General features: G+C 59.4%; 12 protein-coding genes. 3 read left to right on the plus strand and 9 right to left on the minus strand.

Annotated elements, in window-relative coordinates:
- Positions 1 to 72: 72 nt before the first annotated feature.
- From ABD815_RS14860 to purC, 9 genes are all read right to left on the minus strand, one after another.
- The gene (locus ABD815_RS14860) at positions 73 to 1437 is read right to left on the minus strand and encodes a cytochrome P450 (RefSeq protein ID WP_344848463.1); all 1365 of its coding nucleotides are present in this window, start codon (positions 1435 to 1437) and stop codon (positions 73 to 75) included.
- Positions 1434 to 2651: a hypothetical protein gene (locus tag ABD815_RS14865; RefSeq protein ID WP_344848466.1), complete on the minus strand. Its 1218-nt coding sequence runs from the start codon at positions 2649 to 2651 to the stop codon at positions 1434 to 1436. The genes ABD815_RS14860 and ABD815_RS14865 overlap by 4 nt, the downstream gene beginning before the upstream one ends.
- Positions 2652 to 2711: 60 nt before the next feature.
- The gene (locus tag ABD815_RS14870; RefSeq protein WP_344848469.1) at positions 2712 to 3461 is read right to left on the minus strand and encodes a cytochrome c biogenesis CcdA family protein; all 750 of its coding nucleotides are present in this window, start codon (positions 3459 to 3461) and stop codon (positions 2712 to 2714) included.
- Between the two features lie 137 nt (positions 3462 to 3598).
- Entirely contained in the window at positions 3599 to 6355 is a 2757-nt protein-coding gene (locus ABD815_RS14875) for an Rne/Rng family ribonuclease (RefSeq protein ID WP_344848472.1), read from the minus strand.
- Between the two features lie 495 nt (positions 6356 to 6850).
- Complete coding sequence (locus ABD815_RS14880) at positions 6851 to 8185, minus strand: sigma-54-dependent transcriptional regulator (protein WP_344848475.1); 1335 nt, start codon at positions 8183 to 8185, stop codon at positions 6851 to 6853.
- A gap of 51 nt (positions 8186 to 8236) precedes the next feature.
- Positions 8237 to 9997 carry a sensor histidine kinase gene (locus ABD815_RS14885; protein ID WP_344848478.1) on the minus strand — a complete coding sequence of 587 codons (1761 nt, stop codon included), beginning with the start codon at positions 9995 to 9997 and terminating at the stop codon, positions 8237 to 8239.
- Between the two features lie 99 nt (positions 9998 to 10096).
- Positions 10097 to 10765, minus strand: coding sequence for a phosphoribosylformylglycinamidine synthase subunit PurQ (purQ, locus tag ABD815_RS14890; protein WP_344848481.1), 669 nt, complete (start codon positions 10763 to 10765; stop codon positions 10097 to 10099).
- Between the two features lie 10 nt (positions 10766 to 10775).
- A complete protein-coding gene (gene purS, locus ABD815_RS14895) occupies positions 10776 to 11006 on the minus strand; it encodes a phosphoribosylformylglycinamidine synthase subunit PurS (protein ID WP_344848484.1) in 231 nt (76 codons plus the stop codon).
- A gap of 31 nt (positions 11007 to 11037) precedes the next feature.
- Positions 11038 to 11799 carry a phosphoribosylaminoimidazolesuccinocarboxamide synthase gene (gene purC, locus ABD815_RS14900; protein WP_344848487.1) on the minus strand — a complete coding sequence of 254 codons (762 nt, stop codon included), beginning with the start codon at positions 11797 to 11799 and terminating at the stop codon, positions 11038 to 11040.
- Between the two features lie 209 nt (positions 11800 to 12008).
- Here purC and ABD815_RS14905 point away from each other — a divergent pair, with 209 nt between their 5' ends.
- From ABD815_RS14905 to bmt, 3 genes are all read left to right on the plus strand, one after another.
- Positions 12009 to 12320 carry a DUF1476 domain-containing protein gene (locus tag ABD815_RS14905; protein WP_344848490.1) on the plus strand — a complete coding sequence of 104 codons (312 nt, stop codon included), beginning with the start codon at positions 12009 to 12011 and terminating at the stop codon, positions 12318 to 12320.
- Between the two features lie 177 nt (positions 12321 to 12497).
- Positions 12498 to 14495: a phosphatidylglycerol lysyltransferase domain-containing protein gene (locus ABD815_RS14910; RefSeq protein ID WP_344848492.1), complete on the plus strand. Its 1998-nt coding sequence runs from the start codon at positions 12498 to 12500 to the stop codon at positions 14493 to 14495.
- A 78-nt stretch (positions 14496 to 14573) separates the two neighbouring features.
- On the plus strand, positions 14574 to 15590 hold the full coding sequence (gene bmt / locus ABD815_RS14915) for a betaine--homocysteine S-methyltransferase (RefSeq protein WP_344848494.1): 1017 nt from the start codon (positions 14574 to 14576) through the stop codon (positions 15588 to 15590).
- The last annotated feature ends 6 nt before the right edge of the window (positions 15591 to 15596 follow it).

A 15596-nucleotide genomic window follows, 5' to 3' on the forward strand; every position in this document is an offset into this window, starting at 1 on the left:
GGGACAATGTCCGGCGCTTTGGCGACAAAGGCGAACAAACGTGCTGCGAGGCTGTGATCCGCGATAAAGCCATCATTGCCGCTTTTCCAACCGAATCCAAATGCCATCTCGCGAACGGACGGTTAGATGTGCGACCGGCACCGGTTCACGCCCCGCCACAATGGAAATTCGGAAGGCACGCGCAATCATCGCGATTAAAAGCGGTCCTTCAACCATCGCAAAGCCGGCACCTGTGCACACGCGGGGACCGGAAGAGAACGGTATGAAAGCGTCGCGAAGGCACTGTTTGCCGTTTTCTGTGCCAAACCGGTCGGGATCAAACACATCGGGATCATCCCAAAACCGTTCATGTCGCCCCAAGTGCCACGGTGACAACACGATCTGCGCCCCTTTGGGCACGTCACGTTCGCGAAACCGGACAGGGCACGACGCCTCACGTACCATCATCGGCACGGGCGGATAGAGACGCAACGTTTCGCGAAACACGTCCCGCGTGAACCGCAGTTTGGACAGATCCGAAAACGCGGGCGCATCGCCCAATTGCGCGCCCTCCGCCGCAACCCGTTCCTGCGCATCTGGGTCGGCGGCGAGCAGCCATAGTGCCCAAGCCAGTGCAGACGCCGAGGTTTCGTGACCTGCGAGGAAAAAGATCGCGACCTGATCCACCATCTCGCCATCGTCAAAGGTCGCGCCGGTTTCAGGATCGACGGTCGTCATGATCTTGGTCGCCAGATCGTCAGGCGCGGTACCCGCCGCGATTTCGCGCGCACGCGTCGCGGTCATCTCTGTGATCAAGCGGCGGATTTCGCGCGCACTCTTGCGGGTTCTGGCACCGTGAAGACGCGGCATCCAACGCGGCAAAGGCAAAAAGGCCGCAATATTCAGAATGGGTTGCGCGCGCTGATAGGTCTGGAATTGCTCGAAAACGGCGCGCGCCGTGCCATGGGTAATCGGGATGGAAAAAAGCGTGCGGAAAATGACGTCCGCGGCGGCATGTGAGGTCTGTGGCTCGACATCAAACGCCCCCTCTTCTTTAGACAGGCGTTCAACGGCCTCCTGCGCGGCGGCGAACATCGCAGGGAAAGTATCGCGCAGACGCCCGCCCTCGAACGCCGGATCGATGATACGCCGCTGCCGCTTCCACGTCTCGCCATTGGTCAAAAACACGCTGTCGCCCAACAGAGGACGCAGGCCCTCGGCCACCCGATCCGATTTGGGAAAATCCATAGGCCGTTCGTTCAACACGGTTTTCACAAGTGAGGGCTGGTTCACCAGATAGGAGCGAAAGAACGGTGTGCGGAATTCGGCCATCCACGCACGGTAGAGCTTCGCTGGTTGCGCAGACAAAATATCGCGCCGGAACAATCGCAAATAGGCAAAAAGCCCGACCTTGTCGGGGCGCGCACGCGGCTTTGGCGGGGTGAGACGACCGGTCATTGGGCCATCGTCCTGTGGCGATTGACCGGACGGGTAATCCGGCTCGGGCTCGCCACCTCGCCCTCAAACCGTGACGCAAGCGTCTGCGGTCCCGCCGTCACGCGAAAGTAGTCGTAGGACTGCGGATGATCGAAGGCGCAGAGGTACTGGAAATGCAGCCTGAAAAACCGGTGCTTCATAGCGGCGAGCGATTCCGAAGACAGCGTCTGTGAGAAAGCCGCAGACAGGATCAATGGATGGCGCTGGTTTTTACCGGCAACACCAGTGGTCTGAACCGGATCACATAGCGCAAACGAACACGGGTCCCCCGGAGCAGTAACATCAACCCAGAACAGGTTCTCTGTCTGCGAAAGATAGCGCAAATCCCGACGGATTTCATACGCTTGAGGCAGGAAAGACACCATTGGAACGACCTGACCGAGCGTCAGGAACGACAATTGCGCAGCGCCCTCCCCGACCTCTTCGCGCCGGATCAGGTCCGCGAGAATTTCTATCCCGAGATGCGCGCCAGACGAATGGCCCACCACAAGAACCTCATCAAAAGGTTGCGAAAGCGCCTCTGCGATATCGTGGCGAAACGCATCCATCCGCTCGCGCAGGGCTGGTGGATTTGCCCCTCGCCAACGCGCGGAAAACCCGTAATCATGCATCAGATAATAGGCAAAAAACTTACCATCGATCCTTTTGAACCAGACCAATAAAGCGTAGGCCGCACCTAGGCCCAAGACAGCGGCGAGACCGCGCGCTGCGCCGCCAATGCCCGCACCAATCGCGTAGACAACCCCGAACAATGCGAGTGCGAGCAACAGTTGGATTGTCAGGATGGCGACTGGGTAGAGCGCGGCGATAACTGGCCCCCTGCGCAGTTTCATCAGATCAAATAAAGTGCCCGTGGAAATGTAAATCCACGCCGTGCGCAGCAGGATCGCATAGGTGCCAAACACCCCTGCCCGCATGCTGTCCTGAACGATGTCGGCCCATTCGAGAATCTCGAATTCAGTATGCGTTGTCTGACCTTCGATCTCGGCCTCAACCGACCACCCGAACCGGGCACCTTCGCGGCGGGTAAGGTCGAACGTGAAATCCGATATTTTCGCCTGCTTTTCGCCTTCTGTGCGATACAGCTCGCGATAGCGGCGCGGTGGCATCGGGTCGTAGCCGGGGATGTAAAACACCCGCCGCCGTCTCACCTGCCCCGTATTCTGATCGCCCATTCTCGCGCGCCCGCCTGTTTTGAGACAAGCCTAGCCCACCAGCGTGACCTTGATAAGCCCCTAGCCGACTGTCGCGAGAGCCGGAAAAGTTTCGAGCAGCCAATAGGAGAAACGCGAGAACGCGCCTGTGACCAGCATCAGTCCTACCAACACCAACATCGCGCCCATCACCTTCTCGATTATCCCCATATGGCGTTTGAGGCGGTTCATGACGCCCATCGCGCGGGTGATAAAGATGGCCGATAACAGGAACGGCAATCCCAGCCCGACTGCATAGGTGGCCAAGAGCGTGGTGCCGCGGCTTACCGAGCCTTCTTGTGCGGCGATGGACAGGATTGCGCCGAGCTGCGGGCCGATGCAGGGCGTCCATCCGAACGCAAACGCGAGACCGAGGATATAGGCCCCAAATGCGGTCCCTCCCTGATCACCCGCATCCAAGCGCGCCTCACGATCAAGGATCCCGATCCGGTAAACGGATAGAAAATGCAGCCCCAACGCAATGATGACGACCCCAGATATCCGGCCAAACAGGACCTGGTTCTGCAAAAAGAACGCGCCGAACACCGATGCCGTGAACCCGAGGAACAGAAACACCGTTGAAAGCCCGAGCACGAACATGAGTGCGGGCACGATCGCGCGACGGCTCCCGCCCTTTTCAGACAATTCGCCCATAGAAATGCCCGACATATAGGCCAGATAGGGCGGCACAATCGGCAGGACGCAGGGGCTGATAAAGGACGCAAAGCCCGCCGCCAACGCGACAAGCATCGCCGGCAGCAGCGTTGCATCAAAGAGATCGATCCCGAACATAGGAGTGCTCTTGCCACACGCGGGCGCACCTGACCAGAACCTGTTGTGTCGCAGCCACTCACTTTCGCGTAAGGTGCCATCCACAAAAGAAAAAGGCCCGCGCAATGGCGGGCCCTTTTTAATCTCTATGGCGCTCCTTAGCGACCCATGCTCCACCAACCGCGCCGCTTGGGCCCGCTCGACGGCTCATCTTCCTTTTTGGCCGCTTCTGGTTCGGGCGCTGCGGCCGGCACCGCCTCGGCAACTTCCACCTTTTTCGCAACCGGTTCAGGCTCCGCAGGCGGGGCAACCTCTGCCGTGGTTTCCGCATCTGCGGTTTCTACAACAGCTGCGACTGTGTCTGCGGCGGGTTTGCGGCTACGCGTGCGCTTCGGCTTTGGCTTTGGCGCAGGCTCGGCAGCTTCCACTGCCACTTCGGGTGCTTCCACGGCCTCCTCGGTCGGCTCTACCGCTGCCTTTTTACGGCTCCGTGTGCGTTTAGGCTTGGGTGCAACCGCTTCTTCGGCGGGCGCGTCCTCGGCCGGTGCCTCTGCAGCAACGGCTACCTCGGCTGCGGCCTCTTCCTGAACCGCATCTGCTTTTGGTTTGCGCGACCGGGTACGGGTGCGTTTGGGTTTCGGCGCGGGTTCCTCAGCAGCCTCGGCTGCGTCTTCTACCGGCTCGGACTTTTCAGCCGTCACTGCACCAGAATCTGCATCGGCGGCACCGTCGGCCTGAGCATTGTCACCGTTTTCGCCATTCTCGCCATTCTCGCCGTTTTCACCCGACTTGCCGCGACCGCGACGACGACGACGACGACGGCGCTTCTTCGGTTTGTCTTCGTCATCCCCGGTCTCGCCCTGTGGTGCGGACTGGGAAGCAGCTTCCTGCTTTTCGACGTCGACCTCTTCTGTATCCACATCACCTTCGTTGTCGATGTCATCCATCAGCGCAGACGAGGCAGAGATCACGGGCGCGCTTTCAGTCGCAATCACACGCGTCGCGGTCTTGAATTTTTCGATTGTGAAGTCGGGCGAGATCATCGACGGATCGGCCTCGATCCGCACGGCCATACCGTAACGGGCTTCGATCTGGGCGATGTGTTCGCGCTTGACGTTCACCAGATAGTTGACGATGGCCACTGGCGCACACAATAGAACTTCACGCGACCGCTTGCGGGTGCCCTCTTCTTCGAGCTGACGCAAAATCGTGAGCGCCATGTTGTCGTCCGAGCGAATGAGACCCGTGCCGTGGCAATGGGCGCAGGGCTGTGTCGTGGCCTCCAACATCCCCGGGCGCAAGCGCTGGCGCGACATTTCCAACAGACCAAAACCGGAAATACGACCGACCTGAATGCGGGCGCGATCGGTTTTCAGTTTGTCTTTGAGACGCTTTTCAACGGCCGCGTTATTACGGCGCTCTTCCATATCGATGAAATCGATGACGATGAGACCGGCGAGATCGCGCAGACGGGCCTGACGTGCAACCTCTTCGGCCGCCTCCAGGTTGGTTTTGAGCGCGGTTTCCTCGATCGAACCCTCTTTCGTGGCACGACCGGAGTTCACATCGACCGCGACAAGCGCTTCGGTAACATCGATGACGATATAGCCGCCCGAGCGGAGCTGAACCGTCGGGTTGAACATCGAACTCAGATAGCTTTCCACTTGGTAGCGGGCGAAAAGCGGCAGCTGGTCACCGTAGTTTTTCACGTTTTTGGCGTGCGACGGCATGATCATCTTCATAAAGTCTTTGGCGGTCCGATATCCGGCCTCGCCTTCGACGATCACCTCGTCAATCTCTTTGGAATAGAGATCACGGATCGACCGTTTGATCAGGTCGCCCTCTTCGTAGATTTTAGCGGGCGCACCGGATTTGAGCGTCAATTCACGGATCTGTTCCCACATCCGCTTGAGATAATCGTAGTCACGCTTGATCTCGGTCTTGGTGCGCTGCGAACCCGCCGTGCGCACGATGAGACCCGCGCCCTTTGGCACGTCCATCTCGGAGGCGATTTCTTTGAGCTTCTTGCGGTCGACGGCGTTGGTGATTTTGCGCGAAATACCACCACCACGGGCGGTGTTTGGCATCAGAACGCAATAACGACCGGCCAGTGAGAGATAGGTCGTGAGAGCCGCGCCTTTGTTGCCGCGCTCCTCTTTGACGACCTGAACCAGCATGATCTGGCGAACTTTGACGACTTCCTGAATCTTGTATTTACGCGCGCGGGGTTTGCGCACGGGACGGATGTCCTCAGGAGAGTCATCGTCGGCAACGCTTTCGATCGAGGGATCTTTGTCGGCGTCGTCCCCGTCGCTGTCGCCATCGTCTTGATCGTCGGACGCATCCTCTGCCTCAGCGGCGTCGGCCTGATCTTCTTCGGGCTCTTCAACGGGTGTGTCGGCAACCGTGAAAGCGGGCGAAAGCCCCTCTTCTGCGGACGCAGCACCGGCTTCGTCGCCAGCAACCGCCTGATCGCCATCCTGATCTTCGGTCTCTACGACTTCGAGGCCGGAGACCTCTTTGGTCTCCACGGCGTCATCGGTTTTAACATCTTCGGCCTTGGAGCGCGACCGCGACCGGCGGCGGGACCGTTTGGGTTTGTCTTCTTCTTCTTCCTGAGCCTGCGCAAAGGCCAGTTCTTCGGCCATGAGCGCTTCGCGATCAGCAACCGGAATTTGGTAGTAATCGGGGTGGATTTCCGAAAAGGCGAGGAAACCGTGACGGTTTCCGCCGTAATCGACAAAGGCCGCCTGAAGCGACGGTTCGACCCGAGTAATTTTTGCTAGATAGATATTGCCAGCGAGCTGGCGTTTGTTTTCGGACTCAAAGTCAAATTCTTCGACCTTGTTGCCGTCCACCACCACGACGCGGGTCTCTTCCGCGTGGGTGGCGTCGATGAGCATTTTTTTTGCCATTGTATGGTTCTTCCGTCACCCGACACGCTTCGCCTCGCACCAATCGGCGCGAGAGAGTGATGTGGATGATTGTTGGGGGCGAGGCACACAGCGGACAATGCTGAAAGGGCACTTACGCCCTGTTCCAGTCTAGATCTTGCCTGTGCGCGCGTCATCGCGTTGCTTCTCCGGCGCGTACCCGCAATGCGGCCCGCGCCCATTTTCTTCCCGTGCCTCACATAAAAGGCTATCGGGACGTACATATGCCGGTGGTTTTGTCATGCCGACCGGCGCTATCGGTCTGCACCGGAGACGGGCGGCTTTTCACGAATAATACGGGGCCAGCGCGACGCCTGAGGGCAGCGAATCTTGTCAACACGCTTACCCGCATTTGCGGATGGGAGCGTGCATCTAAAATCAGTAATGGCGCAAACACACGATTACAACCTGCAATTTCGCAAGCCGCCTCGGGACAACCGGCAGCCTTCCCCTCAAGGCGCCCATGCGCGCATAGGTTTAAAGGTAGTCCGAGCGCTGAAGCCCGTATTTCGCCATCTTTTCATTGAGCGTGCGGCGCGGCAGGCACAATTCGTCCATCACCGCGACAATCGACCCTTTGTGGCGACGCATCGTGTTGTCGATCAGCATCCGCTCAAAGGCTTCCACATATTCCTTGAGCGGCTTGCCCTCGGTGGTCATGGTTTGCGCATCGGGACCATCATCTTCGGCCAAAAGAAGCGAAGCAATTGAGCCCGACCCGCGCCGGTTCTGCATCACTGCGCGCTCGGCCACATTGATAAGTTGTCGGATATTGCCCGGCCAAGGTGCCTGCAGCAACTGCGCGGCTTCCTGTGCGGTGATCTCTGGCGCATCGCAGCCGTATTCTTCGGAGAACTGTTGGCTTAGACGTGTGAAAAGCGTCAGGATGTCTTCTCCGCGCGCGCGCAACGGCGGCGTGGTGATTTTCATCGCCGCGAGCCGGAAATAGAGGTCGGGGCGCAGAGCGCTCTCACAGGTTTTGCCCTGTTCCTGCAGGTTGCAGATGGCGATCACCCGCGTTTCGGCGGGCATGCCCTGATCGTTGATCCAGGTCAGCAGACGCGCCTGCAGAGCCATTGGCAATGCCTCGACGTCTTCCAGAACCAATGTGCCCCCCCGCGCCTCTTCGATAAGCGGCATGATCTGACCGTCGGGGTCAGGGCCAAACAGACGCTTGGCCAACTCCGGCTCTTCTCGGCCCGCACAGGCAAAGGTGACGAACTTCTTCGTGGCGCGCGCACCGACGGCATGGAGCGCGTGGGCGATGAGGGTCTTCCCCGTCCCCGTTTCGCCGTCGATCAGCACATGACCGTCCGCCTGCCCGAGATCGAGAATATCCTCGCGCAACCGCTCCATGACGGGCGACGCACCGATAAGTTTCTTCATGATGCCCGTGCCGTCGCCCAACTCGCGGCGCAACGCGCGACTGTCGAGCGTGACGCGGCGCGCATTGGTCGCCTTTTTTGCGAGCTCCGTCATGCGGTCGGGATCGAATGGCTTTTCGAGGAAATCAAAGGCACCGACACGCATGGCATCCACCGCCATCGGCACATCCCCGTGGCCGGTAATCATGATCACCGGCAATCCGCTATCCAGACTCATGAGCTTTTTGAGGAACTGCATCCCGTCGATGCCCGGCATTTTAATATCCGAAATCACCACACCGGGGTAATCCGCGCCCACCACCTTCAACGCCTCTATGGCGGAAGGAAATGTCTCGGTGTCAAATCCCGAAAGCGCCAGCCACTGGCTGATCGATTGGCGCATGTCCTGTTCGTCGTCAACAATTGCGATTTTCATAGCTGTCGCCATAAAGGCGTCCTCCGTCCTTTCCGCCGCGCGCACAACATCGCACGGGCGTCGTTATTCCGCTGCATCGACCGCGTCCAAAGCGATCGGAAGGGTCATCTCGAATGCCGCGCCTCCAGCGGGGCGATTGCGGGCGGTCAGGCGGCCCCCGAGCTCCGTGACAATCCCCGAAGAAATCGCGAGCCCCAGCCCGACCCCGTCACCCGGCGCCTTGGTCGTGTAGAAAGGTTCGAACAGAGTGTCGAGGTCTTCGATGCCCGATCCGTTGTCACGCACGGACACAGTCGCGTGTGGCCCGCCCGCAACCATGACGTCAATCACAGGATCCCCGACCCCTTTCACGGCGTCAAACGCGTTACGCAACAGGTTGACCAACACCTGCTCGAGGCGAACGCGATCCCCTTCAACCATGACAGGTTCGGGCGGCAATGTCCGCGTCAGAGCGACGGCGCGCTGTTTCATCTGCGGTTCCATCATCGACAATGCGGAATTCACGCAGTCGCGCAGATCAATCGGATCGAGCCGACCGGTACCTTTTCGGGCGTAGGATTTGAGCTGCTTGGTGATCGCGCTCATGCGTTCGATCAGATCGTCGATGCGCCCAAAGGACGCCAAGGCTTCCTCCGGTCTTTTGCGACGGATCAGCAATTTTGCCCCTGCCAGATAGGTCTTCATCGCGGCCAGAGGTTGATTGAGCTCATGACTAACGGCGGCAGACATTTCCCCCAGCACCGCCAGCTTTGACGACTGGGCAATGGTTTGCTCTGCCACTTCAAGGCTCTTTTCGGCCCGTTTACGTTCCGCGACCTCGCGTTGCAGAGCGGCGTTGAGTTGGCGCAACTGTTCGCTTTCGCGCTGAAACAGCCCCGCACGAGAGACCGCGCGACGGGAGGTCAGGTAAAAGATACCCGACAGCAGGATCGCAAACCCCATGATTTCGAGCGCCAGAAATCCGTTCACCCGCTCGCGCACGCTGGAGTAGGTAGTAAAGGATGTGATCCGCCAGCCGCGAAACGGCATCCGGCTTTCCAGACGCATCACCGCCTCACCCGCCAGATAGACCTCCGTCGACGTATCCGCCCAGTCCGTCGTCGCACGGATTGCCCGTTCGATTGCGGTTGGCGCATTGCGCAGGGAAAGGGCCTCTTCTTCCGTGCGCGATCGCCAACGTGGCTCGGTGGACAGAATGATGGTGCCCTCGGAGTTCACCACGATCACCGCATCCGAAATGCCTGACCACGCGACCTCGAATTTGGCCAAATCTACCTCGACCACGATCACACCGGCGAGGCTCGTCCCGATCTCGATGCGGCGCGAATAGGTAAACCGAAAGGCACCACTGTCCTGCGGCGTCGCTTTGAAAATGGTGTCGTTGGAACGCAGCGCATCAACGAAATACGGTGCCTGCCGATCATTGGCGCCGAGCAACTGGCGATTGGTGGCTGCCACAACACGACCGGTTTCATCCAAAAGCTTGATCCCCGCCGCGCCGATTTCATCGACGTAGGAGATCAGGTGTTGCGATGTCTGGGAAAAGTCGTCGCCCGAAAGCGCACCCGCAAGAACCGGATCACGTGACAACAGCAATGGCACGATGGAGTTACGCTGCAACTCAGACAAAAGGTTGCCCGCATAGAGCGCTTGTCGCACCTCTGCGCGATTTCGCGTCAGGATCGTGTAGCGTTCGGTCAAAAAGACGTTGGTGAACCAAATCACCACGATGGCCACGCCAACAAACAACAACAACGCCAACCGACCCGTCCAGGTCAGCGTGCGCGGTGCCTCCGGGTCGCCATGCGGTGTCGCTTCAGCCATGGGGTGAAGTTACGCCCGCCATGCGCCCAAGAGCAAGGGGCGCTGCCAAAGCGTCCCCCCCTATCCCATCCTTTTTAAGCGGCTTTTCGCCTGTGCGCCTCACGCAGAGACGAGCGCATCAACCAGGCCGGAGAAGAAGTGACGGCCATCTTCGTTGCCATGCGCGGCCTCAAAAGCCCGCTCGGGGTGGGGCATCATGCCGAGCACGCGACGATTCTCGCTCAGGATTCCGGCGATATTGCGCGCCGAGCCGTTGGGGTTGTCGAGATAGCGGAACGCCACAAGGCCCTCCCCCTCCAACCGGTCGAGCGTGTCGACGTCGGCGGTGTAGTTGCCATCGTGGTGCGCGATCGGAATGGCGATATGTTGGCCCTGCGAATAGCCACGCGTATAGGGGCTATCGGTGGTCTCGACGGCCAAAGGCGTGGTGCGGCAGATGTATTTCAGCCCTGCGTTTCGCAACAAGGCACCGGGCAGGATGTGGCTTTCGGTCAGAACCTGAAACCCGTTGCAGATGCCAAAGGCATAGCCGCCGCGTGCCACATGCGCCTTCAGCGCGCCAGAGATCGGAGAGGTGGCCGCAATCGCGCCACAACGCAGGTAATCCCCGTAGGAAAACCCGCCCGGCACGCCAACCACGTCGATGCCGTCAGGCAACGCAGTCTCTTTGTGCCAGACCATTGTGACATCGACGCCGGATGTGCGCAGGGCCACGGCCATATCGCGATCGCAGTTGGATCCGGGAAACTGGAGAACGGCAGCTTTCATCAATCCGCCCTCACGCCATCTCTATGGTGTAGCTTTCGATCACCGCATTGGCGAGGAGCTTGTCACACATCTCCTTCACCGTGGCCTGTGACGTGCCCTGAACCAAGTCGAGCTCGATCACCTTGCCTTGCCGTACGCCTTCGACGCCGTCAAACCCGAGCGCACCCAGAGCATGACGCACCGCCTCGCCTTGGGGATCCAGAACACCGTTTTTCAACATGACAGTGACGCGGGCTTTCATTCGGCAAGTCTCCTCAGAGCGGTAGGATCGATTAATTGATCAGGGTCGGTTTCATCTGCGCCGGACCGTTGGTCGGCAAAACGCCAAGACGGCGCGCAACCTCGGTATAGGCATCGGTCAGGCTGCCCAAATCACGGCGGAAGACATCTTTGTCGAGCTTTTGCCCCGACTCGATATCCCACAAACGGCAGCTATCCGGGCTGATTTCGTCGGCCACGATAAGACGCATGAAATCACCGTCCCAAACCCGTCCGATTTCAATTTTGAAATCGACCAGTTTGATACCGACACCATACATCACACCAGACATGTAGTCGTTCACGCGCAGTGCCAGAGCCACAATATCGTCCATGTCCTGCTGTGAGGCCCATCCAAACGCGATGATGTACTCTTCAGGCACCAAGGGATCGCCCAGCGCGTCATCTTTGTAGGAAAATTCGATAATCGGGCGCGGCAGGCGTGTGCCCTCCTCGATCCCGAGGCGTTTGGACATCGAACCGGCAGCGAAATTGCGCACAATCACTTCGAGCGGAACAATCTCGCACTGGCGGATCAACTGCTCACGCATATTGAGGCGCTTAATGAAGTGGTTCGGGATGCCGAGATTGGTCAGGCCGGTCATGAAAAATTCTGACAGGCGGTTGTTCAGCACGCCTTTACCCTCGATCGTCGCCTTCTTTTCGGCGTTGAACGCGGTTGCGTCGTCCTTGAAATACTGAACGAGAGTGCCCGGTTCGGGACCCTCATAAAGCGTTTTTGCCTTGCCTTCGTAGATTTTCTTGCGGCGCGCCATGTGGCCTCCAATGCATGGGGCGGGAATCAAAGCATCGCCCCTGTATCGCCGCTCTTTAGGACAAGGCAGCGGCGCAAGCAAGGAATCCGACGGCCTTCGCGGCGCTGTGACACGCAATGTTCATGCGCTAACGGCCTTTAGGGGACTTGCAGCCATTACGCGGGGCGGGCATATGGAACAGGAACGAGTTTTTTGGAGGAGACCCCGCCATGTCCACATTCGACGATCGCGAAGCCGCATTCGAAGCCAAATTCGCCCATGATTCCGTCATGCAGTTCAAAGCTGACGCGCGTGCAAACAAACGTCTTGGCCTCTGGGCCGCCGAGAAACTCGGTCTTAGCGGTGAGGAAGCGACTGCCTATGCTGCGACTGTCGTGGCCTCGGACCTCAAGGAGCCGGGCGATGATGACGTTATCGACAAAGTCGCCGCCGACCTCGAAGGCATTGCGACCCGTGAAGCGATTGCGACCATGCGTGTCGGTTTCGTGCGCGAAGTCAAAGCCGAGATCGCTGCGGACTGAATCACCGTACCGACATTGAAATCTGTGAAAAGGCCGGCGCACCTGCGTCGGCTTTTTTCGTTCCGGGCGAACAGCTTGGCACCCAAAGTTTACGCAGTTAAGCGAATCTTGGCGAATACTTCTTTAGCATGAGGTCCGGTTTTGCCGCCTTACCTGTTGCTTTGAAAGTCTGCGCCAATGTTTCCATTACCAGTCGACACAACGACGGCTACCGCGGTAGCTCACCCCGAACCAACAGGCGCGGTATTCGACAAACGGGCTTTCTTTCTACGCCAATCCGCCTCTCTCCTCTTCGTGGCATCCATCGTCTACCTGATGTGGGACCGTATCGGGTCTCTGAATATGGCGGCAATCTCTTCAGAAATGGCGCAAACCCCATGGAGCCGCTGGTTCATGGCCGCGATCGCCTCTGCGGGTAGTTTTTGGGCCGTCGGGCAATATGATCGTGTGGTCCATGCACAACTGGGAACCGGAATCGCGCCACGATATGCCGCCCGCACCGGCATGATTGCCATCGCCCTGTCGCAGACTTTGGGATTTGGCGCGGTCTTCGGGACCATCGTGCGGTGGCGGATGCTGCCGAGCCTGTCGTTCAAACAGTCGGTCCGCCTAACGGCCACCGTCACCCTGTCTTTTCTGGCGGGCTGGGCAGTCATCGCGTCCCTCGTGGTTCTGGTCTCCGGTCTGGACATCCCTTGGCTGCGCACTCTGGCCTTTTGCACACTTGGCTTGGCCTCCCTGGCGATCTGGCTTTGTGTATTCCCGCCGAAATCCATGTTGCGACGCACTTGGCCTAGTCTGAAAACGATCGCAACCATCCTATTTTACACGGGCCTTGATACCGTTCTGGCAGGGATCGCCTTCTTTGTGCTCCTGCCCGCATCAGTTAGCGCGGGTCTGTTTGAGACAATCACCGGCTATATCCTCGCCCTCGGCGCAGGCATCCTCGGGACAACGCCTGCCGGTTTGGGGCCATTTGAGGCAACCCTCGTGCATGTTCTGCCTAAGGGACCTCTGGAACCGCTGATCGCAACCGTTCTCGCGTTCCGGTTGGTGTATTACCTCCTGCCCGCGATCATCGCGGCGGGGTTTGCGATCCGCGGGCCACGCTCAATTGATGACGCTGTGGTGGCATGTATTTCAGAGCCGCCCCTAACACCTATCCTCGCCCCCCTTGTGGAATGGCAACTCAAAGATGCCCCGCGCGCCGAGGCATTCCTCCTGCGGACAGGTCACTTTTCGATACTATCGGCCCCTAATGGGCGTCCTCTGGGCCTTGTGGCGCGCACGGGACAGGCTCTCGTCATGTTGTCCGACCCCCTGCAAAGCAACGCCGATCATGGACGTGTCCTTCAAACCCTGACGCAGGTTGCGCGAACCACCCATAGGATACCCGCGATCTACAAATGCGGCGCCCGATTTGCCAAGTGCGCGCGCACAGCTGGTTGGCACGTGAAACGCACCGCCGACGAAGCATGGATTGCCCCAAACGAGTTTTGTCTCGACACCCCCAAGCGGCGACAATTGCGCCGCGTGCTCCGCAAGGCGCAGGAGGCAGGCGTCGAAATCCGTCACGGCCAGTCCCATCTGCCACTGCGTGACATGGACCGCGTTGCCGCGAATTGGGCGCAAGCTCACGGTGGGGAACGCGGGTTTTCAATGGGCACATATTCTCGCGACTACGTGCAATGCCAACGGATCCTGCTCGCCTACTGTGGTGGGCAGCTTGTCGGCTTTGCGACATTTCACGAAACCCACAATGAAATGACGCTCGACCTCATGCGCCATACCTCGGATGTGCCGTGCGGTACGATGCAGGCTCTTATCGTGGCCGCGATTGACGCGGCGCGTGAACAAGGCTGTGCACGCTTTTCACTGGCAGCGGTCCCATGGGGCGGAACAGGGGACACCACGATCCCCGAACGCCTACGTCGCCATGCCCTCACCCAGAACAGCACAGAGGGCCTTCGCCGGTTCAAATCCGCCTTCGCCCCAAATTGGGAGCCTCTCTACATCGCGGCCCCTACCCGTCTGGGCCTGGTACTATCCAGTATCGACATCTGGCGCAGGATCACGCAGGCCACTCGGCCATCAACGAAATCGCGCCGAACCGGCTGGCTCATATTCTTTATGACTGCATTCGATTTGAAAATCCCGCGCAAGCGTGGCACATGAGCGGCTGAATGCGTTGGGCTCCCTCGAACCCGCGCCCATGTTCCTGCCCGCCCGTGCGGCCTTCACCCGGATAGATCAATGACCAATGCCCTCTCAAAACTGCTCGAAACCCGTGACTGGCTGATGGCAGACGGCGCGACCGGCACCACGTTGTTCAACATGGGCCTTGAGTCCGGCGATGCGCCTGAACTTTGGAACACCGACAAACCTGCCAACATCACACAGCTCTACAAAGGGGCCGTAGACGCGGGGTCGGACATTTTCCTGACCAACTCTTTTGGCGGCACCGCCGCACGCCTCAAATTGCACAATGCCCATACCCGCGTGGGCGAATTGAACCGTGCCGCGGCCGAGATCGGCCGCGAAGTTGCCGATCGCGAAGGCCGCATCGTCGTCGTGGCAGGTTCTATGGGGCCGACCGGTGAAATCATGGAACCCATGGGGGCGCTATCCTATGCCGCCGCCGTTGAGATGTTCCACGAACAGGCCGACGGCCTGAAAGCAGGCGGGGCAGACGTGGCGTGGATTGAAACCATCTCCGCCCCTGAAGAATACCGTGCCGCCGCCGAAGGAGCCACGCTCGCAGGCCTGCCATGGGTCGGAACCATGTCGTTTGACACCGCCGGTCGCACCATGATGGGCGTCACCTCCGCACAAATGGTCGACATGGTCGAAAAACTGGAAAATCCCCCGCTGGCCTTTGGCGCGAACTGCGGCGTTGGGGCATCCGACCTGCTGCGCACCGTGTTGGGGTTCTCGGCGCACGGTACCGAGCGCCCCATCATCGCCAAAGGCAACGCGGGCATTCCGCGCTATGTGGAGGGACATATCCACTACGACGGCACACCAGCTCTCATGGGCGATTACGCTGTCTTGGCACGCGACGCCGGTGCAACCATCATTGGTGGCTGTTGTGGCACCACGCCGGAACACCTGCGCGCAATGAAAGAAGCTCTCGAAACCCGCCCGCGTGGTGAGCGTCCCAGCCTCGAGAAGATCGTTGAAACGCTCGGCGCATTCTCATCGGCCTCGGATGGCACCGACGATTCCGGTCCCAAACGCGACCGCACGAACCGACGCCGCCGCCGCGACTGATCCAGA

This window comes from Celeribacter arenosi, assembly GCF_039539485.1.
GTDB lineage: Bacteria > Pseudomonadota > Alphaproteobacteria > Rhodobacterales > Rhodobacteraceae > Celeribacter > Celeribacter arenosi.

What these genes read in the sequence shown, in the direction of transcription:
- ABD815_RS14910 (WP_344848492.1), top strand. Translation starts at nt 12,498, where the DNA reads ATGTTTCCATTACCAGTCGACACAACGACGGCTACCGCGGTAGCTCAC.
- ABD815_RS14860 (WP_344848463.1), bottom strand. Translation starts at nt 1,437, where the DNA reads ATGACCGGTCGTCTCACCCCGCCAAAGCCGCGTGCGCGCCCCGACAAG.
- ABD815_RS14885 (WP_344848478.1), bottom strand. Translation starts at nt 9,997, where the DNA reads ATGGCTGAAGCGACACCGCATGGCGACCCGGAGGCACCGCGCACGCTG.
- purC (WP_344848487.1), bottom strand. Translation starts at nt 11,799, where the DNA reads ATGGCGCGCCGCAAGAAAATCTACGAAGGCAAGGCAAAAACGCTTTAT.
- ABD815_RS14880 (WP_344848475.1), bottom strand. Translation starts at nt 8,185, where the DNA reads ATGGCGACAGCTATGAAAATCGCAATTGTTGACGACGAACAGGACATG.
- ABD815_RS14865 (WP_344848466.1), bottom strand. Translation starts at nt 2,651, where the DNA reads ATGGGCGATCAGAATACGGGGCAGGTGAGACGGCGGCGGGTGTTTTAC.
- ABD815_RS14875 (WP_344848472.1), bottom strand. Translation starts at nt 6,355, where the DNA reads ATGGCAAAAAAAATGCTCATCGACGCCACCCACGCGGAAGAGACCCGC.
- ABD815_RS14905 (WP_344848490.1), top strand. Translation starts at nt 12,009, where the DNA reads ATGTCCACATTCGACGATCGCGAAGCCGCATTCGAAGCCAAATTCGCC.
- purQ (WP_344848481.1), bottom strand. Translation starts at nt 10,765, where the DNA reads ATGAAAGCTGCCGTTCTCCAGTTTCCCGGATCCAACTGCGATCGCGAT.
- bmt (WP_344848494.1), top strand. Translation starts at nt 14,574, where the DNA reads ATGACCAATGCCCTCTCAAAACTGCTCGAAACCCGTGACTGGCTGATG.
- ABD815_RS14870 (WP_344848469.1), bottom strand. Translation starts at nt 3,461, where the DNA reads ATGTTCGGGATCGATCTCTTTGATGCAACGCTGCTGCCGGCGATGCTT.
- purS (WP_344848484.1), bottom strand. Translation starts at nt 11,006, where the DNA reads ATGAAAGCCCGCGTCACTGTCATGTTGAAAAACGGTGTTCTGGATCCC.